Source organism: Pseudomonas sp. NPDC012596, assembly GCF_042902325.1.
Lineage (GTDB): Bacteria > Pseudomonadota > Gammaproteobacteria > Pseudomonadales > Pseudomonadaceae > Aquipseudomonas.
In genome coordinates this window covers 41,822-56,647 of sequence record NZ_JBIBEB010000028.1, presented here as the reverse complement: position 1 = coordinate 56,647, position 14,826 = coordinate 41,822, and the positions used below count along the sequence as shown (strand labels likewise).

The following is a 14,826-nucleotide window of genomic DNA, read 5'->3' as shown; positions in this document are numbered from 1 at the left end:
CACCGAGACGAAGGGTGATTAGCTCAGCCGGGAGAGCATCTGCCTTACAAGCAGAGGGTCGGCGGTTCGATCCCGTCATCACCCACCACTCGATGAAATAGCGCAGCGGTAGTTCAGTCGGTTAGAATACCGGCCTGTCACGCCGGGGGTCGCGGGTTCGAGTCCCGTCCGCTGCGCCATATTCAACTTCCAGGGCCCACTGAACACCCGGAAGTTACAAAAAAAGCGACCTTAGGGTCGCTTTTCTTGTTTCTACGCCCGCATCAGCGATTGCGCTCTTCCTGCCGCAATGTCAGCACCTCAACCCCATCTTCTGTCACTGCCACGGTATGCTCCCACTGCGCCGACAACGTATGGTCGCGGGTAATCACTGTCCAGCCGTCCTTCAGCGTCCGCGTGCCTCGCCCACCTTGGTTGATCATCGGCTCGATGGTAAACACCATCCCGGGCTTGAGTTTCATGCCCATGCCGCGTTGGCCGAAATGCAGCACCTCGGGCCCTTCATGCATCTGCTGGCCGATACCATGCCCACAGTACTCGCGCACCACGCTGTAGCCGGCCGCCTCAGCGTGTACCTGGATGGCATGGCCGATGTCGCCAAGCGTTGCCCCAGGGCGCACCTGTTCGATGCCTTTCCACAGCGCATCGTAGGTAGTCTCGACCAACCTGCGGGCATCGTCGCTGACCTCACCGACGCTGTACATCTTCGACGAGTCGGCGATGTAGCCGCCTTGTTCCAAGGTGATGTCGACGTTGATGATCGAGCCTTCCTTTAGCACTTCATCCGCCTTGGGCATGCCATGGCAGACCACGTGGTCCACCGAGGTATTGAGCGCGTAGGGGAAGCCGTACTGGCCCTTGCTCGCCGGGCGTGCCTTGAGGGTGCTGACGATGAAGGCCTCGGCGCGGTCGTTGATCTGCATCGTGGTCACGCCGGGGCGGATGAACCTGTCGAGGTCGGCGAACACCTGGGCCAGTAAACGGCCGGCGTTGCGCATCAAATCGAGTTGAGCGGGGGTCTTGAGGATCACCTGGGACATAGTGGGGGCGAAGTAACTCTGCGGCGGAAAGCTTTCAGCATAGCGCCATGAGCGTCATGGCTGCCACCTGATGGTGCGTTGGTCACCGTTTTGGGGCTGCTGCGCGGCCTGCTCCCGACACAACTCGGCCCTGCAGCAACCACAGAGCCCCTGTAGGAGCAGCCTTGCGCCGCTCAGACTGGCAGCTGGCCCAACAATTGCTCACACACCTCTACCCAAGGCCGTCAACGTCGACCGCCTTCAACCCTTCACGACAAAGGCGCCGTGTTGCCCCCACTTGCCAAGCAAGCCGGGGCAGCCGGCGCCTTTTGCGTTTGCTCCAGGAGACCCGCCCATGACCAGTACCGAAGTCCGCAGCGTCTGCCCCTATTGCGGCGTCGGCTGTGGCATCGTCATGAGCGTGGCCGACGGCAAGGTCAGCAAGGTCAGCGGCGACAAGCAGCACCCGAGCAACTTCGGCCGGCTGTGCACCAAGGGCCTTACTGCACACATTCCGCTGACCGCCGCCGGGCGTATGGAAAGTGCATTTGTCCGCCAGCAACGCGACCACGAACCGGCACGCAGCAGCCTGGACCAGGCCATCACCCAAGCCGCCGAGCGGCTGCGCGGCATCATCGACCAGCATGGGCCGGATGCCGTTGCACTGTACGTCTCGGGGCAGATGTCGCTGGAAGCCCAATACCTTTCCAACAAGCTGGCCAAAGGCTTTATTCGTACCCGCCATATCGAATCCAACTCGCGCCTGTGCATGGCCAGTGCTGGCAGTGGCTACAAACTCTCCCTCGGCGCCGACGGCCCGCCTGGCAGCTACCAGGACTTCGAGCGCGCGGATGTATTCCTGGTGATCGGTGCGAACATGGCCGACTGCCACCCGATCCTCTTCCTGCGCCTGCTGGACCGGGTCAAAGCCGGGGCAAAGTTGATTGTCGTCGACCCGCGCCTCACCGCCACCGCCGACAAGGCCGACCTGTTCCTGCAGGTGCGCCCCGGCAGCGACCTGGCCCTGCTCAACGGCCTGCTGCACCTGCTGCACCGCAACGGCCAGACCAACCCCGAATTCATCGCCCGCCACACCGAGGGCTGGGATGACCTGCCTGCGTTCCTCGACGACTACCCGCCGGACCGCGTGGCCGCCATCACCGGGCTCTCGGAGGCCGACATCCGCCAAGCTGCCGAGCTGATCGGCACTGCCGGGCAGTGGATGAGCTGCTGGACCATGGGCCTGAACCAGAGCGTGCACGGCACCTGGCACAGCAACGCGCTCTGCAACCTGCACCTGGCCACTGGCGCCATCTGCCGGCCCGGCAGCGGGCCGTTCTCGCTCACTGGCCAGCCCAATGCCATGGGCGGGCGCGAAATGGGCTACATGGGGCCGGGCCTGCCCGGCCAGCGCTCGGCGTTGGTCGCAGGCGACCGCAGCTTCGTCGAGGCGCAGTGGGGCATGGCCCCCGGTAGCCTGCGCGCAGAAGGCGGCGAAGGCACAGTGGCGCTGTTCGAGCAGATGAAGGCGGGGGAAGTGAAAGCCTGCTGGATCATCTGCAGCAACCCGGTGGCCAGCGTCGCCAATCGCCAGCAGGTGATCGACGGCCTGCGCCAAGCCGAGCTGGTGATTACCCAGGACGCCTTCCTCGATACCGAAACCAACCGCTACGCCGACATCCTGCTGCCCGCTGCGCTGTGGGCCGAAGGCGAGGGCGTGATGATCAACAGCGAGCGCAACCTCACCTTGATGCCCCGTGCGGTGCAAGCGCCGGGTGAGAGCCTGCCGGACTGGCAGATCATCGCCAGGGTCGCCTGTGCCATGGGCTATGCCGAGGCGTTCGATTACCCCGACGCCGAAGCGGTGTACAACGAAATCCGCCGCTTCTACAACCCGGCCACCGGCTACGACCTGCGCGGTATCAGCTATCAGGCCCTGCGCGACAAGCCGCGCCAATGGCCCTGCGCCCCCGGCTGGGTGGATGACCGCAGCCCACTGCGTTACGTCGAAAACGGCGACCCCGCCAGCGTGGTGTTTCCAACCGCCAGCGGCAAGGCGCGTTTCTTCGCCCGGCCCTGGCTACCCGCGCCAGAGCTGCCAGACGGCGACTACCCGCTGGTGCTCAACACCGGCCGCGTACAGCACCAATGGCACACCCTGACCAAGACCGGCAAAGTGCCGGCGCTGAACAAGCTGGAGCCCGGCCCCTTTGTCGAAATCCACCCCGAGGATGCCGCCCGGCTGGGTATCCACGACAAGGACCAGGTGGCCATCCGTTCCCGCCGTGGCCAGGCCGTGCTGCCAGCGCGGGTCTGCGACCGGGTCATGCCCGGCAATTGTTTTGCGCCGTTCCACTGGAACGATGTGGTCGGCGAGCAGCTGGCGATCAACGCCGTCACCTGTGATGCGGTGGACCCGCTGTCGCTGCAACCCGCGTTCAAGCACTGCGCCGTAGCCCTGGAGCGGGTTGCTGGCGAACGCATCGAAGCCCTCGACCTGACTGGCGCCACGCCAATACCGGAGCCTGCCCGCATGCCCACCGCGACCCTTTCTCGCCTTCTCGGCCTGGATACCCTGCCAGCCCCCGTGCTGGCCGAAGAGGAGCGTCATTACCTGCAGGGTTTTCTGCTCGGCCTCGACCAGGCCCGTGCTGAGGGCGTGCCCAGCTTGCCGGCCAGTGCACCGCTGGCGGCGTCGCGGCGCTTGTTTGTCGACGGGCTGCTGGCCGGGCTGTTCGCGCAACCGGCAGGGTTGCCGGCAGCGCCCGCCGAGGTACCGCGTCACCAGGTGCTGTGGGCCTCGCAGACCGGTAACAGCGAGGCACTGGCCGAACGCTGCGCTGCGCATTTGCGCAATGCCGGCCTGGAGGTACAGCTCAGTTGCATGGAGGCGGTGAGCCCGCGGCAGTTGCGCGGCGCCGCCAGTGTGGTGCTGATCGCCAGCACCTTCGGCGATGGCGATGCACCTGACAGCGCCATGGCGTTCTGGCAGGCGCTGCAAGGCGAAGAGGGCGCTCATTGCGCCGAAGTGCCCTATACCGTGCTGGCCCTGGGCGACTCCAGCTACGGTCAATTCTGCGGGTTTGGCCGCCAGCTCGACCAGCGCCTGGCCGAGCTGGGGGCGCGGCGCTTGCTGCCGCGGGTCGACTGCGAGCCCGACTTGGATGAGGCCTTCGCCACCTGGCTCGACGCGCTGTTGCCAGCGCTGGGCAGTGCCGCTGCGCCGTTGCCGGTGAGCGAAGCCGTTGCAAGCTACAGCAAGCAGCAACCGTGGTCCGCCACCTTGCTGGAGAACCGCCTGCTCAATGGCCCGGGCGCCAGCAAGGAAACCCGCCAGCTGGTGTTCGACCTTGCCGGCAGCGGTTTCACCTATGCCGTCGGCGATGCGCTGGGTGTGTGGCCACGCAACTGCCCGGCGCTGGTCGAGGAACTGCTGGCCGTGATGCAGCTCGATGGTCAGGCCCAGGTGCAGCTCAAAGGCCAGCCGGTCATGCCCTTGGCCGAAGCGATGGAATCGCACCTGGAAATCGCCAAGGTCACCCCGCAGCAACTGCAGTGCTTCAGCCAGCAGGCGGCGGACCTGCAGCGCCTGTTGCAGCCGGCGTGCAAAAGCCAATTGCAAGACTGGCTCTGGGGCCGGCAACTGGTGGATGTACTGCATGCATTCCCCCAGGTGCTGCCGCTGGCCACCTGGCTCGAGCTGCTCAAGCCGTTGCAGCCGCGGCTCTATTCGATCAGTTCCAGCCCGTTGGCGCACCCTGATCAAGTGCACCTGACCGTTTCGACCGTGCGCTATGGCGGGCGCAAAGGGGTTTGCTCAAGTTTTCTCGCCGACCGCGGGCAGGCGGTCAAAGTGGCGATTTTCCCGCAGGTGTCGAAGCACTTTCGACTACCCGAGGACGACACCGTGCCGGTGATCATGGTCGGCCCCGGCACTGGGGTAGCGCCGTTTCGCGCCTTCCTCGAAGAGCGCGAAGCGCGCGCTGCCAAAGGCGCCAACTGGTTGTTCTTTGGCGAGCAGTACGCCGCTACCGACTTCTATTACCAGGAGCAATTGCAGGCCTGGCAGGCAAGCGGCCACCTGCGCCTGGACACGGCGTTTTCCCGAGACCAGGCCGAGAAAATCTACGTGCAGCAACGCCTGCGCGAGCAGGGCGCGCAGGTGTGGCAGTGGCTGGAGGCGGGGGCGTACTTCTACGTCTGCGGTGATGCCCAGCGCATGGCCAGGGATGTGGATGCGGCGCTGCGTGAAATCATTGCCGAGCATGGCCGGGTGGATGCGGATGCCTATATGGACAGCTTGAGCAAGGCCAGGCGGTACCGCCGAGATGTGTACTGAGTGCTCCAGGATGGGGAGCGTTGCACCGTGAGTGTGCATTGACTGGGTTGGCCCTGTCGCCCACAGGCTCGCTCCACCCGTGCAGGGGCGGGCTTGCCCGCGACAGGCCAGCCCAGCCGACACAACTGGCACATTCCCTGCTTTGTCTCCAGCACAACAAGCCCTACTGATCAACGGCGATCAACCCAGGGCACTCCGTGATGAATACAGGCAAAGGCGCCTGGAGCTTCGGCTCCAGGCGCTTTTTTTTTGATCGAGGATCGGCTTATGAAGGCAACAGCGAGCAGCGGGCAACGGGAGCGACTGGTCATCGTCGGCAACGGCATGGTCGGCCACCATTGCGTCGAGCAATTGGTAGAACGCGGCGCGCTGGCGCGCTTCGAGCTGCATGTGTTCGGCGAGGAGCGCCAACGTGCCTACGACCGCGTGCACCTGTCGGAGTACTTCGGCGGCAGCTGTGCCGAAACCCTGGCCCTGTGTGGGCAAGGTTTCTATGGCGATAACGGCGTGCATCTGCACCTGGGTGAAGCCGTGCTGGAGATTGACCGCGAGCGCCGCGAAGTGGTCACCGTAGAGGGCCGCTACGGCTACGACCAGCTGGTCCTGGCCACCGGTTCGTATCCCTTCGTGCCGCCCATCGAAGGCTCCAGCGGCAATGCCCGGCTGGTCTACCGCACCCTCGACGATCTCGATGCAATCCGCAGCGCTGCCGCCGATGCGACCCGGGGTGTAGTGGTCGGCGGCGGCCTGCTGGGCCTCGAAGCTGCCAACGCGCTCAAGTCCCTGGGCCTCGAAGCGCATGTGGTGGAGTTCGCCCCGCGGCTGATGCCGGTGCAGCTGGACGGCGAGGGTGGCGCAGCGCTCAAGGCCCAGATCGAAGCCCTGGGCGTCGGCGTGCACCTGTCGCGTGCCACCCAGTCGATCAGCGTCGGCGAGGCCTACCGCTATCGCATGAACTTCGATGGCGGCGAGCACCTGGAAACCGACCTGATCGTATTCTCCGCCGGCATCCGCCCACAGGATGCCCTCGGCCGTGCCAGCGGGCTGGAAATTGCCGCGCGCGGGGGTGTGGTGATCGACAACCACTGCCGCACCAGCGACCCGCGCATCTTCGCCATCGGTGAGTGTGCGTCGTGGAACGGCAGTGTGTTCGGCCTCGTCGCGCCGGGCTACAGCATGGCGCGCAACCTGGCAGCGCTGCTGCTGGGCGAGGCGGCTGGCGAATTCACCGGCGCCGACATGTCGACCAAGCTCAAGCTGCTGGGCGTCGATGTAGGCTCCATCGGCGATGCCCACGGCACCACACCGGGCGCACGCAGCTACCGCTTCATCGATGAGGCCAACGCGTCCTATCGCCGCCTGGTGGTGGATGCCAGCGGCAAGCACGTGCTCGGCGCAGTGCTGGTGGGCGACAACAGTTACTACGACACCCTGCTGCAATACGCCCAGAACGGCATAGCCCTGCCGGCGGACCCTGCGGCACTGATTTTGCCGCAAAGCGGCGGTGCGCCAGCCTTGGGCGCCGATGCGCTGCCCGACAGCGCGACCATCTGCTCGTGCCACAACGTCAGCAAGGGCGCGGTATGCGCGGCAATCGACAGCGGTTGCGGCGACCTTGCGGCAGTCAAGGGCTGCACCAAGGCGGCCACTGGCTGCGGCGGCTGCGCGGCGTTGCTCAAGCAGGTCTTCGAGCATGAACTGACTGCCCGTGGTGTGACCGTGGACAAAAGCCTGTGCGAGCACTTCGCCTACACCCGCCAGGAGCTCTACGGGCTGGTGCGCGTGGGCGGCATCCGCACCTTCAGTGACCTGCTCGCACGCCATGGCAAAGGCCACGTTGGTTGCGACATCTGCAAGCCGGCGGTGGGCAACATTCTCGCTTCGTGCTGGAACCAGCCGATCATGGACCCGGCGCTGGTGCCGCTGCAGGACACCAACGACACCTTCATGGCCAACATGCAGAAAAACGGCACCTACTCGGTCGTGCCGCGCATACCAGGTGGCGAAATTACCCCCGACAAGCTCATCGTGATCGGCCAGGTGGCTAAAAAATACGACCTCTACACCAAGATCACCGGCGGCCAGCGCATCGACCTGTTCGGCGCCCAGCTTCACGAACTGCCGTTGATCTGGGGCGAGTTGATCGAAGCTGGCTTTGAGACCGGCCACGCCTACGGCAAGTCGACCCGCACGGTCAAGTCCTGTGTGGGCAGCACCTGGTGCCGCTACGGCGTGCAGGACAGCGTGGCCATGGCGCTGCGCCTGGAGGACCGCTACAAGGGCCTGCGTAGCCCGCATAAGCTCAAGTTCGCGGTCTCTGGCTGCACCCGCGAGTGCGCCGAGGCGCAGAGCAAGGACATCGGCGTGATCGCCACCGAGAAGGGCTGGAACCTGTACGTGTGCGGCAACGGCGGCATGCGCCCACGGCATGCCGAGCTGTTCGCCACGGACCTGGATGACGAAACCCTGGTGCGCCTGATCGACCGCGTGCTGATGTTCTACATCCGCACCGCCGACAAGCTGCAGCGTACGTCGGTGTGGCGTGAAGGCCTGGAAGGCGGCCTGGACTACCTCAAACAGGTGGTCCTGAACGACAGCCTGGGCCTGGCTGCCGAGCTGGAAGCGCAGATGCAGCATGTGGTCGACCACTATGAATGCGAGTGGGCCAACGCCCTCAACGACCCGGAAAAGCTCAAGCGCTTCCGCACGTTCGTCAACGACCGGCGCGCCGACCCGGACGTGCACTTTGTTCGCGAGCGCGACCAGCGCCGCCCGGTAGCACCGCTGCACCTGATCCCCACCATTGAGGAGGCTGTCTGATGAACCTGTCCAACGCTGCTGTGGCAAAGCAAAGCAACTGGCAAGCGGTGTGCCGGGCCGATGACCTGGTCGCCGACTCCGGGGTGGTGGTGTGGCTCGAGGGTGAACAGGTGGCACTGTTCTACCTGCCCGGTCATGAACAACCCCTGTACGCAGTGGGCAACCGCGACCCACGCTCCGGGGCCAACATCATCGGCCGTGGGTTGGTGGGTAGCCTGCAGGGGGAGCTGGTGGTGGCGGCGCCGCTGTACAAGCAGCATTTCAGCCTGCACAGCGGCGAGTGCCTGGAAGATGCCGGCCAGCGGCTACGGGTGTGGCCGGTGCGTTTGAATGGCGGGGCTGTGGAAGTGGCGGTGGCCTGAACCATCGCTGCAGCCCTGTCGCCGGCGTGCCGGCGATAGGGCTGTACGGGCCGCTTAGATAACCAGCCCTTGCGGCGTACGCCCGGCGAACACATCCACGAGGCTCGCCACTACCATCTCGCCCATGCGGGTACGGGTCTGCACCGTGGCGCTGGCACGATGCGGCTGCAGCAGCACATCTTCGCGCTCGAACAGCACCTCGGGCACACGTGGTTCATCGGCAAACACATCCAGCGCCGCACCGGCAATCTCACCCGCCTGCAGCGCCGCGATCAACGCAGGTTCATCCACCAGCTTGCCGCGCGCGATGTTGATCAGGTAGCCCTCAGGCCCTAGTGCCCGCAGGACCTCGCGGTTGACCAAGGCTTCGCCTTTGTCCGCCGCCGCTGCCAGGATCAGCGCATCGCTGTCGCTGGCCAGTTGCGCCAGGTTCTGCTCGAACCCGTAGGGCACATCCTGCGCCTGCAAGTCGGTGTAGCGGATCGGGCAGCCAAACGCCGCCGCCCGCTGGGCCACGGCGCGGCCGACCCGGCCCATGCCGACGATGCCGATGCGCATGCCCGACACCTGCCGTGCCAGAGGCAAAGGCGCCAGGGGGGTGGCGCTGGTCGCCCAATGGCCGGCGCGCACGAAGCGGTCGCCTGTGCTGATGCCGCGGCACACGCCGATCAGCAGGCCGATCGCCAGGTCGGCGACATCCTCGGTCAGCGCGCCGAGGGTGGCGGTTACCTGAATCCCTCGGTCGCGGGCATAGGCCAGGTCTACCGCATCGGTGCCCACGCCGTTTACCGCCACCACTTCAAGCTTGGGCAGGCGCGCCATGAGCGCCTGGCTGATACCGGTGTGGCCGCCGGTGATCACGCCACGGATGTTGCCGCCATGCAGGCTGACATAAGCGTCCTTGTCGGCCTGCTCGTAATAGCGGTGCACGGTGAACAGTTGCTCCAGGCGCTCGCGGATGGCCGGGATAAGAATCGGGCTCAGTTGCAGGACTTCAGGTTTCATCAGTCACTCCATTCATTGCAGGGGTCAGCCACGGCCGACAAAGGGCATGTTGCTGGCCATCACGGTCATGTTCAGCACGTTGGCCTCCAGCGGTAGCGCGGCGATGTAGCGCACCGCGTCGGCCACATGGCGCACGTCGAGCATCGGTTCAGCGGCGATCTCGCCGTTGGCCTGGCGCACGCCGCGGGTCATGCGCTCGGACAGCTCGGTCAGGGCGTTGCCAATGTCCACCTGGCTGCACACGATGTTGTAGGGGCGGCCGTCCAGTGCCAGGGCCTTGGTCAGGCCCAGCACCGCGTGCTTGCTGGCGGTGTAGGGCGCGGTGAACGGGCGCGGGGTATGCGCCGAGATAGAGCCGTTGTTGATGATCCGCCCGCCCTGTGGCTGCTGGCGACGCATCAGGCCAAACGCGGCGCGGGCGCAGAGGAACACGCCGTCGACATTGGTGGCGATGACGTTGCGCCAGTTTTCCAGGGGCAGTTCATCGACCGGCACGGCCGGCGCGTTGACCCCGGCGTTGTTGAAGATCACATCCAGACGCCCATGCACCTCCTCGAGGGTGGCGAACAAATGCGCGACGCTTTGTTCATCACGCACGTCAGTGGGCACCGCCAGGGCTTCGCCGCCAGCTGCCTGCGCTTGCTCGACCAGCGCCTGCAACGGCTCGGCACGGCGGCCGGCCAGCACAAGGCTGTAGCCATCTTCCAGCAGGGCGAGGGCGACCGCGCGGCCGATGCCGCTGCCAGCCCCGGTGACCAGGGCAATTTTCTTGTTTTGGCTCATCTACGTCTCCTGTGTTTCAGGCAGCGTCTGCGGTTTGGCTGGTGGGCCGTGGGCCGACGCGCATATGCAGCTCACCGATGCCATCTATGCCGGCGTGGATCAGGTCGCCCGGGTTCAGCGGCGCCACGCCGGGCGGGCTGCCGGTCATGATCAGGTCGCCGGGGCGCAGCGGCAGTTGGCGGGACAAGCGGCTGATCACCTCGGCCAGTGCCCAGGTTTGTTGGCTCAGGTGTGCGCGCTGGCGCTCTTGGCCGTTGACCCCCAGCCACAGCGAGGCGTCCAGTGGCCATGGCAGCTGGCTGGCGGGGGTGATCGCGGTCATCGGTGCGGAAGCCTCGAACACCTTGGCGCCTTCCCACGGCAGGCCTTCTTGCTTGGCTTGCCGTTGGCGGTCGCGAAGGGTCAGGTCCAGGCCCGCGGCAAAGCCGAACACATGCTCGCGCGCTTGCTCCGGGCTGATGTTGGCGCCGCCCTTGTCGATGGCCACCACCAGTTCGATTTCATGGCAGAACTCGTCGGTTAGTGGCGGGAAGGGCAGTTCGCCCAGTGCCTCGACCACGTTGCTTGCGGGCTTCATGAAGAACACCGGCTCGCGTGGGGCGGGGCCTGCCGTCTCGGGCCAGGGGTAGTTGCGGCCCAGGCAGAACACCCGGCCGACCGGGAAGCGCGCAGCGCTGCCGAGCACAGGCAGGCTGACGACGGCGGGCGGGTTGAACAGGTAGGTCATGGGTGGATCCTCCGTTGGGGAGTGGCCAGCGTAGCCAGTGCCAGGCGGGCAAAGTTGGACGAAAGCGGGGTTGGCTTGGACAAATCCCGGCTCATGCCGCGGTCTTCAGTTCGATGCGGTACAGCTTGCCGAGCAGCAGCGAGTACGACAGGGTGCCCATCAGCGCCACCGCGCCGATAAACCAGAACGCCAGGGCGAACGAGCCGCTCATGTGCACGATGGCGCCAATCACGATCGGCGTGACAATGCCGCCGATATTGGCCGCCAGGCTGGTGATGCCGCCGGTCAGGCCAATCAGCTCCTTGGGCGCGACTTCCGACACCGCAGCCCACGACGACGAAGCGATGCCCTGGGCGAAGAACGCCAGGGTGAGCACGGCAATGCACAGCACGTTGGAGTCGGTGAAGTTCACCAGCACGATCGACATGCCCAGCATCGAACCCACCACCAGCGGCAGCTTGCGCGCGAACGACAACGAATAGCCGCGGCGAATAAGCAGGTCGGAGACGATCCCCGCCAGGAGAATGCCGACGGTGGCGCCAATGAACGGCATCACCGCGAAGATGCCGACCTTGATCAAGGTCAGTTGGCGCTCTTCGATCAGGTAGGTGGGGAACCAGGTCAGGAAGAAATACAGCGCCGAGGTGCTGGCGAACTTGCCCAGGCAGATCGCCCACACTTGCCGATAGCGGAAAAGCTCGGCCACTTGCCGCCAGTCGAAACGGGTGCGCTGCTGGCTGCTCTTCACCAGCCCGCCGCCGTTTTCGATGTAGGCCAGTTCTTCCTTGCTGACCTTCTTGCAATTGAGCGGGTCGCGGTACAGGAACAGCCACACCACGCCGAACAGGATGCCGACCAGGCCCGTGCTGTAAAACACATGGCGCCAGTCGTAGGTGGTGGCCAGCCACAGCAGGGCACCGGTGAACAGTGCGGTACCCAGGTACTGGCCGCACACGTAGATGCTGCTGGCCACGCCGCGTTCACGGGCAGGGAACCATACGGTGACCGCGCGGCTGTTGGCGGGGAACGCCGGCGCCTCCATGGCGCCGACCGCCAGGCGCAAGCCGAACAACGAAGCAAAGCCGGTGGCCAGGCCCTGGGCCACCGTCACCGCCGACCAGCTGATCAGCGACACGCCGTAGGTCAGGCGCGAGCCAAAACGGTCGGCGATGAACCCGGCGGGCACCAGCGCCAAGGCGTAGGTCCAGGCGAAGGCCGAGAAGATCAGGCCCATCTCGACCTTGTCCAGGCCCAGGTCCTTGGCCATGAACGGGGCGGCGATGGAGATGTTGACCCGGTCGACGTAGTTGATGATGGTCGCCACCAGCAGCAGCGAGAGCATGAACCAGCGGCGGCGGGTGGGCAGGCGTTGTGATGCGGCCGCGTCCCGCGCGAACGACGGCGCGGCGGTGCGGGAGGTAGGCGTGCTCGACATGAGTCGACCTCGTTTGTTGTTGTTGGTAGAGGTTGGGCTGCAGTCCCGCCCCTAAGGTGGTCGTACAACGAGTCGAATGCAACGGTGGTTTTAGACCGTTTTTTTCACTCAGGGCGTGGGCTGGCTGCGCTGTCCAAAAAAATCGAGCGACCGGGTTTTGCCTGCGTTTTTTGCTGAGTACCGCGTTCTACAAGGGATGCGTGCATTTGCGGTTGCGTTGGTTTTTGCAGAAGGGGTTAAATTAAGGTGTTTCGACGTCGTACAACTTATTGCCCGTACACCGGAGATTGCCCATGCCCCCCAAGCGCGAGGTGCCGACCTACCTCATGCAGCAGCGCAGCGAGCTGATGGATTTCTACATCCGCGACCAGCGTGGCCGCCCCGCAGAGACCGCGCCGCACCGCCACGAGTATTTTCAGATCCAGGTCAACTTTGGCGGTGACACGGTGCAGCACATCGGCAACGTGCAGCGGCCGTTCCGGCGCAACACCTTGGCGTTCATCCTGCCGCATCGGGTGCATGTGATTCCGCACCCAGCCGACAGCGATTTTGTGGTGATCAACTTCTCCCAGACGTTCCTGCTGCCGCATCTGGCCTGCGACCCGATGGACCTGGAAGAAGTGTCGATTCTGCAAGCCCCCGAACTGTCGCCGTTCCGCTTCCAGGAGCACCTGGACTTCTGCCTAGCTGAGGCCGACTTTGCCGAGGTTGGGCGCATCCTGGCGCAGATGCGCGAGCTCGATGCCAACCGCCGCTTCGGCAGCCGCGAAGTCCTCAAGGGCCTGTTGCTGCAACTGATCGGCCAGGTCTGCGGCCTGTACGCCGAGCCCTTGCGTGAGCTGGCCGATAGCAACGCGGCGCAGCTCAGCCGCCGCGCCGCGCTCGGGCGCATGAGCGAGTACTTGCGCCGGCATATCGACGACCCCGACCTCAACCTGCACAAGGTGGCGGCAGCCACGTACCTGTCACCCAGCTACCTCACCCATTGGCTGCGCAAGGAAATCGGCAAGACCTTCAGTGAGCTGGTGCTGGAGCGGCGCATGCACGCAGCGCGCAACTACCTGCTGAACGGCAACCGGCCGGTGGGGGAGGTGGCGCGGCTGTGCGGTTTCGCCGACGAAGCCTATTTCTCGCGGCGCTTCCGTCAGATTCACGGCCTGCCGCCGGGGCAGTTCCGTCGCCAGCAGCGCGACCCGGATACGCCGCAGGTGGCGATGCGTTAAGCTTGCCGGCATGAACCTCGACACCCGTATCAAGTACCGCCACCTGCTGTGTTTCCTGGAGATTGCCCGGCAGGGCAGCCTGGCCAGGGCCGCCGACGTTCTGGCGATCAGCCAGCCGGCGATTTCCAAGACCCTCAAGGAGCTCGAAGACCTGCTCGAGACGCGCCTGTTCGAGCGCAGCCGGCAGGGCGTGGAGCTGACCCCGGCCGGCACGCGCTTTATGCGTTATGCCGGGCCCAGTGTGCAGGCCTTGCGCGATGGCGTAAGCAGCCTGCGCGGTGAAGCGCGGGCGCCGTCGCAGGTGCGCATTGGTGTGCTGTCGACCGTCGAGGGCCTGTTGATGCCAGAGGTGCTGTGCCGCTTGCATCAACGCCACGAGGCGCTGCTGATCAGCGTGGTGACCGGGGTCAGTGCACAACTGCTGGGGCAGTTGCGTTTGGGCGAGTTGGAACTGGTAGTCGGGCGCATGACCGACAGCCCTCAGATTCAGGGCTTGTCGTTCGAGCACCTGTACAGCGAATCGATGGCCCTGGTGGTACGCCCCGGGCACCCGTTGCTGGCCAGCACACCGGTAGAGCGCGCACGCGTGGGGCGTTATCCCCTAGTGTTGCCGCCGCCCGGCACCACCATTCGCCAGCACGCCGACAGCCTGTTCGTGCAGTGCGGCATCCAGCTTCCCGCACAACGCCTGGAAACCCTTTCGCTGGCCTTGAGCCGCCGTTACCTGCTGGGCAGCGATGCATTGTGGGTAGCGCCGCGCGACGCAGTGCTGCTCGACCTGCGCCGCGGCGAGCTGGCAGAACTGGACCTCGGGGTGAGCGAGCCGGGTGGCTCGGTGGGTATTTGCCGTAATGCCGCAGCGCCGCAGAGCCTGCCGGGGCAATGGGTGTGCGAGGTGCTGCGGGAGGTGGCAGGGCAGTTCAGGGAAGGCTCATACCCTTGATGGCGCAGCTCCATACCCTTCAGACATAAATCGCCATAATTTTCGGGCAAAAGCGCAATCATGGGTCAATACTGGCCAATGGCTGTAGCCCGTGGATGAATAACGTTTTAAGTACTGAACTTCCTTACCAGAACCCGCTCTTATGCCGGTAGCCATTGGTAATGGCCGCC

10 protein-coding genes and 2 tRNA genes are annotated in these 14,826 nt (G+C 65.3%); 7 read left to right on the top strand and 5 right to left on the bottom strand.

Annotated elements, in window-relative coordinates; translation table 11 throughout:
• Nucleotides 1-12: 12 nt before the first annotated feature.
• Together ACFY68_RS25215 and ACFY68_RS25210 are read left to right on the top strand one after the other, a co-directional pair.
• Nucleotides 13-88 (top strand) — tRNA-Val (locus ACFY68_RS25215).
• A 14-nt stretch (nucleotides 89-102) separates the two neighbouring features.
• A tRNA-Asp gene (locus ACFY68_RS25210) sits at nucleotides 103-179 on the top strand.
• Between the two features lie 84 nt (nucleotides 180-263).
• Here the strand turns inward: ACFY68_RS25210 and map are convergent.
• Nucleotides 264-1,040, bottom strand: coding sequence for a type I methionyl aminopeptidase (gene map, locus ACFY68_RS25205; RefSeq protein ID WP_387533122.1), 777 nt, complete (start codon nucleotides 1,038-1,040; stop codon nucleotides 264-266).
• A 334-nt stretch (nucleotides 1,041-1,374) separates the two neighbouring features.
• Here map and ACFY68_RS25200 point away from each other — a divergent pair, with 334 nt between their 5' ends.
• From ACFY68_RS25200 to nirD, 3 genes are all read left to right on the top strand, one after another.
• The gene (locus ACFY68_RS25200) at nucleotides 1,375-5,358 is read left to right on the top strand and encodes a molybdopterin-dependent oxidoreductase (protein ID WP_387533119.1); all 3,984 of its coding nucleotides are present in this window, start codon (nucleotides 1,375-1,377) and stop codon (nucleotides 5,356-5,358) included.
• 267 nt (nucleotides 5,359-5,625) lie between these two features.
• Nucleotides 5,626-8,178, top strand: a complete 2,553-nt coding sequence (nirB, locus tag ACFY68_RS25195) for a nitrite reductase large subunit NirB (protein ID WP_387533117.1) — start codon at nucleotides 5,626-5,628, stop codon at nucleotides 8,176-8,178.
• Nucleotides 8,178-8,540: a nitrite reductase small subunit NirD gene (nirD, locus tag ACFY68_RS25190; protein ID WP_387533114.1), complete on the top strand. Its 363-nt coding sequence runs from the start codon at nucleotides 8,178-8,180 to the stop codon at nucleotides 8,538-8,540. Before nirB ends, nirD begins: the two co-directional genes overlap by 1 nt.
• A gap of 54 nt (nucleotides 8,541-8,594) precedes the next feature.
• Here nirD and ACFY68_RS25185 read toward each other — a convergent pair whose 3' ends face one another.
• From ACFY68_RS25185 to ACFY68_RS25170, 4 genes are all read right to left on the bottom strand, one after another.
• A complete protein-coding gene (locus ACFY68_RS25185) occupies nucleotides 8,595-9,545 on the bottom strand; it encodes a 2-hydroxyacid dehydrogenase (RefSeq protein ID WP_387533111.1) in 951 nt (316 codons plus the stop codon).
• A 24-nt stretch (nucleotides 9,546-9,569) separates the two neighbouring features.
• Entirely contained in the window at nucleotides 9,570-10,328 is a 759-nt protein-coding gene (locus ACFY68_RS25180) for an SDR family oxidoreductase (RefSeq protein WP_387533108.1), read from the bottom strand.
• 16 nt (nucleotides 10,329-10,344) lie between these two features.
• Complete coding sequence (locus ACFY68_RS25175) at nucleotides 10,345-11,055, bottom strand: fumarylacetoacetate hydrolase family protein (protein WP_387533105.1); 711 nt, start codon at nucleotides 11,053-11,055, stop codon at nucleotides 10,345-10,347.
• Nucleotides 11,056-11,146: 91 nt separating this feature from the next.
• Nucleotides 11,147-12,490 carry an MFS transporter gene (locus tag ACFY68_RS25170; protein ID WP_346615737.1) on the bottom strand — a complete coding sequence of 448 codons (1,344 nt, stop codon included), beginning with the start codon at nucleotides 12,488-12,490 and terminating at the stop codon, nucleotides 11,147-11,149.
• Between the two features lie 293 nt (nucleotides 12,491-12,783).
• On the opposite strand from ACFY68_RS25170, the gene ACFY68_RS25165 reads away from it, so the two are divergent.
• Together ACFY68_RS25165 and pcaQ are read left to right on the top strand one after the other, a co-directional pair.
• Nucleotides 12,784-13,713: a helix-turn-helix transcriptional regulator gene (locus ACFY68_RS25165; protein WP_346615736.1), complete on the top strand. Its 930-nt coding sequence runs from the start codon at nucleotides 12,784-12,786 to the stop codon at nucleotides 13,711-13,713.
• A gap of 10 nt (nucleotides 13,714-13,723) precedes the next feature.
• Complete coding sequence (pcaQ, locus tag ACFY68_RS25160) at nucleotides 13,724-14,656, top strand: pca operon transcription factor PcaQ (RefSeq protein ID WP_387533100.1); 933 nt, start codon at nucleotides 13,724-13,726, stop codon at nucleotides 14,654-14,656.
• Nucleotides 14,657-14,826: the final 170 nt, after the last annotated feature.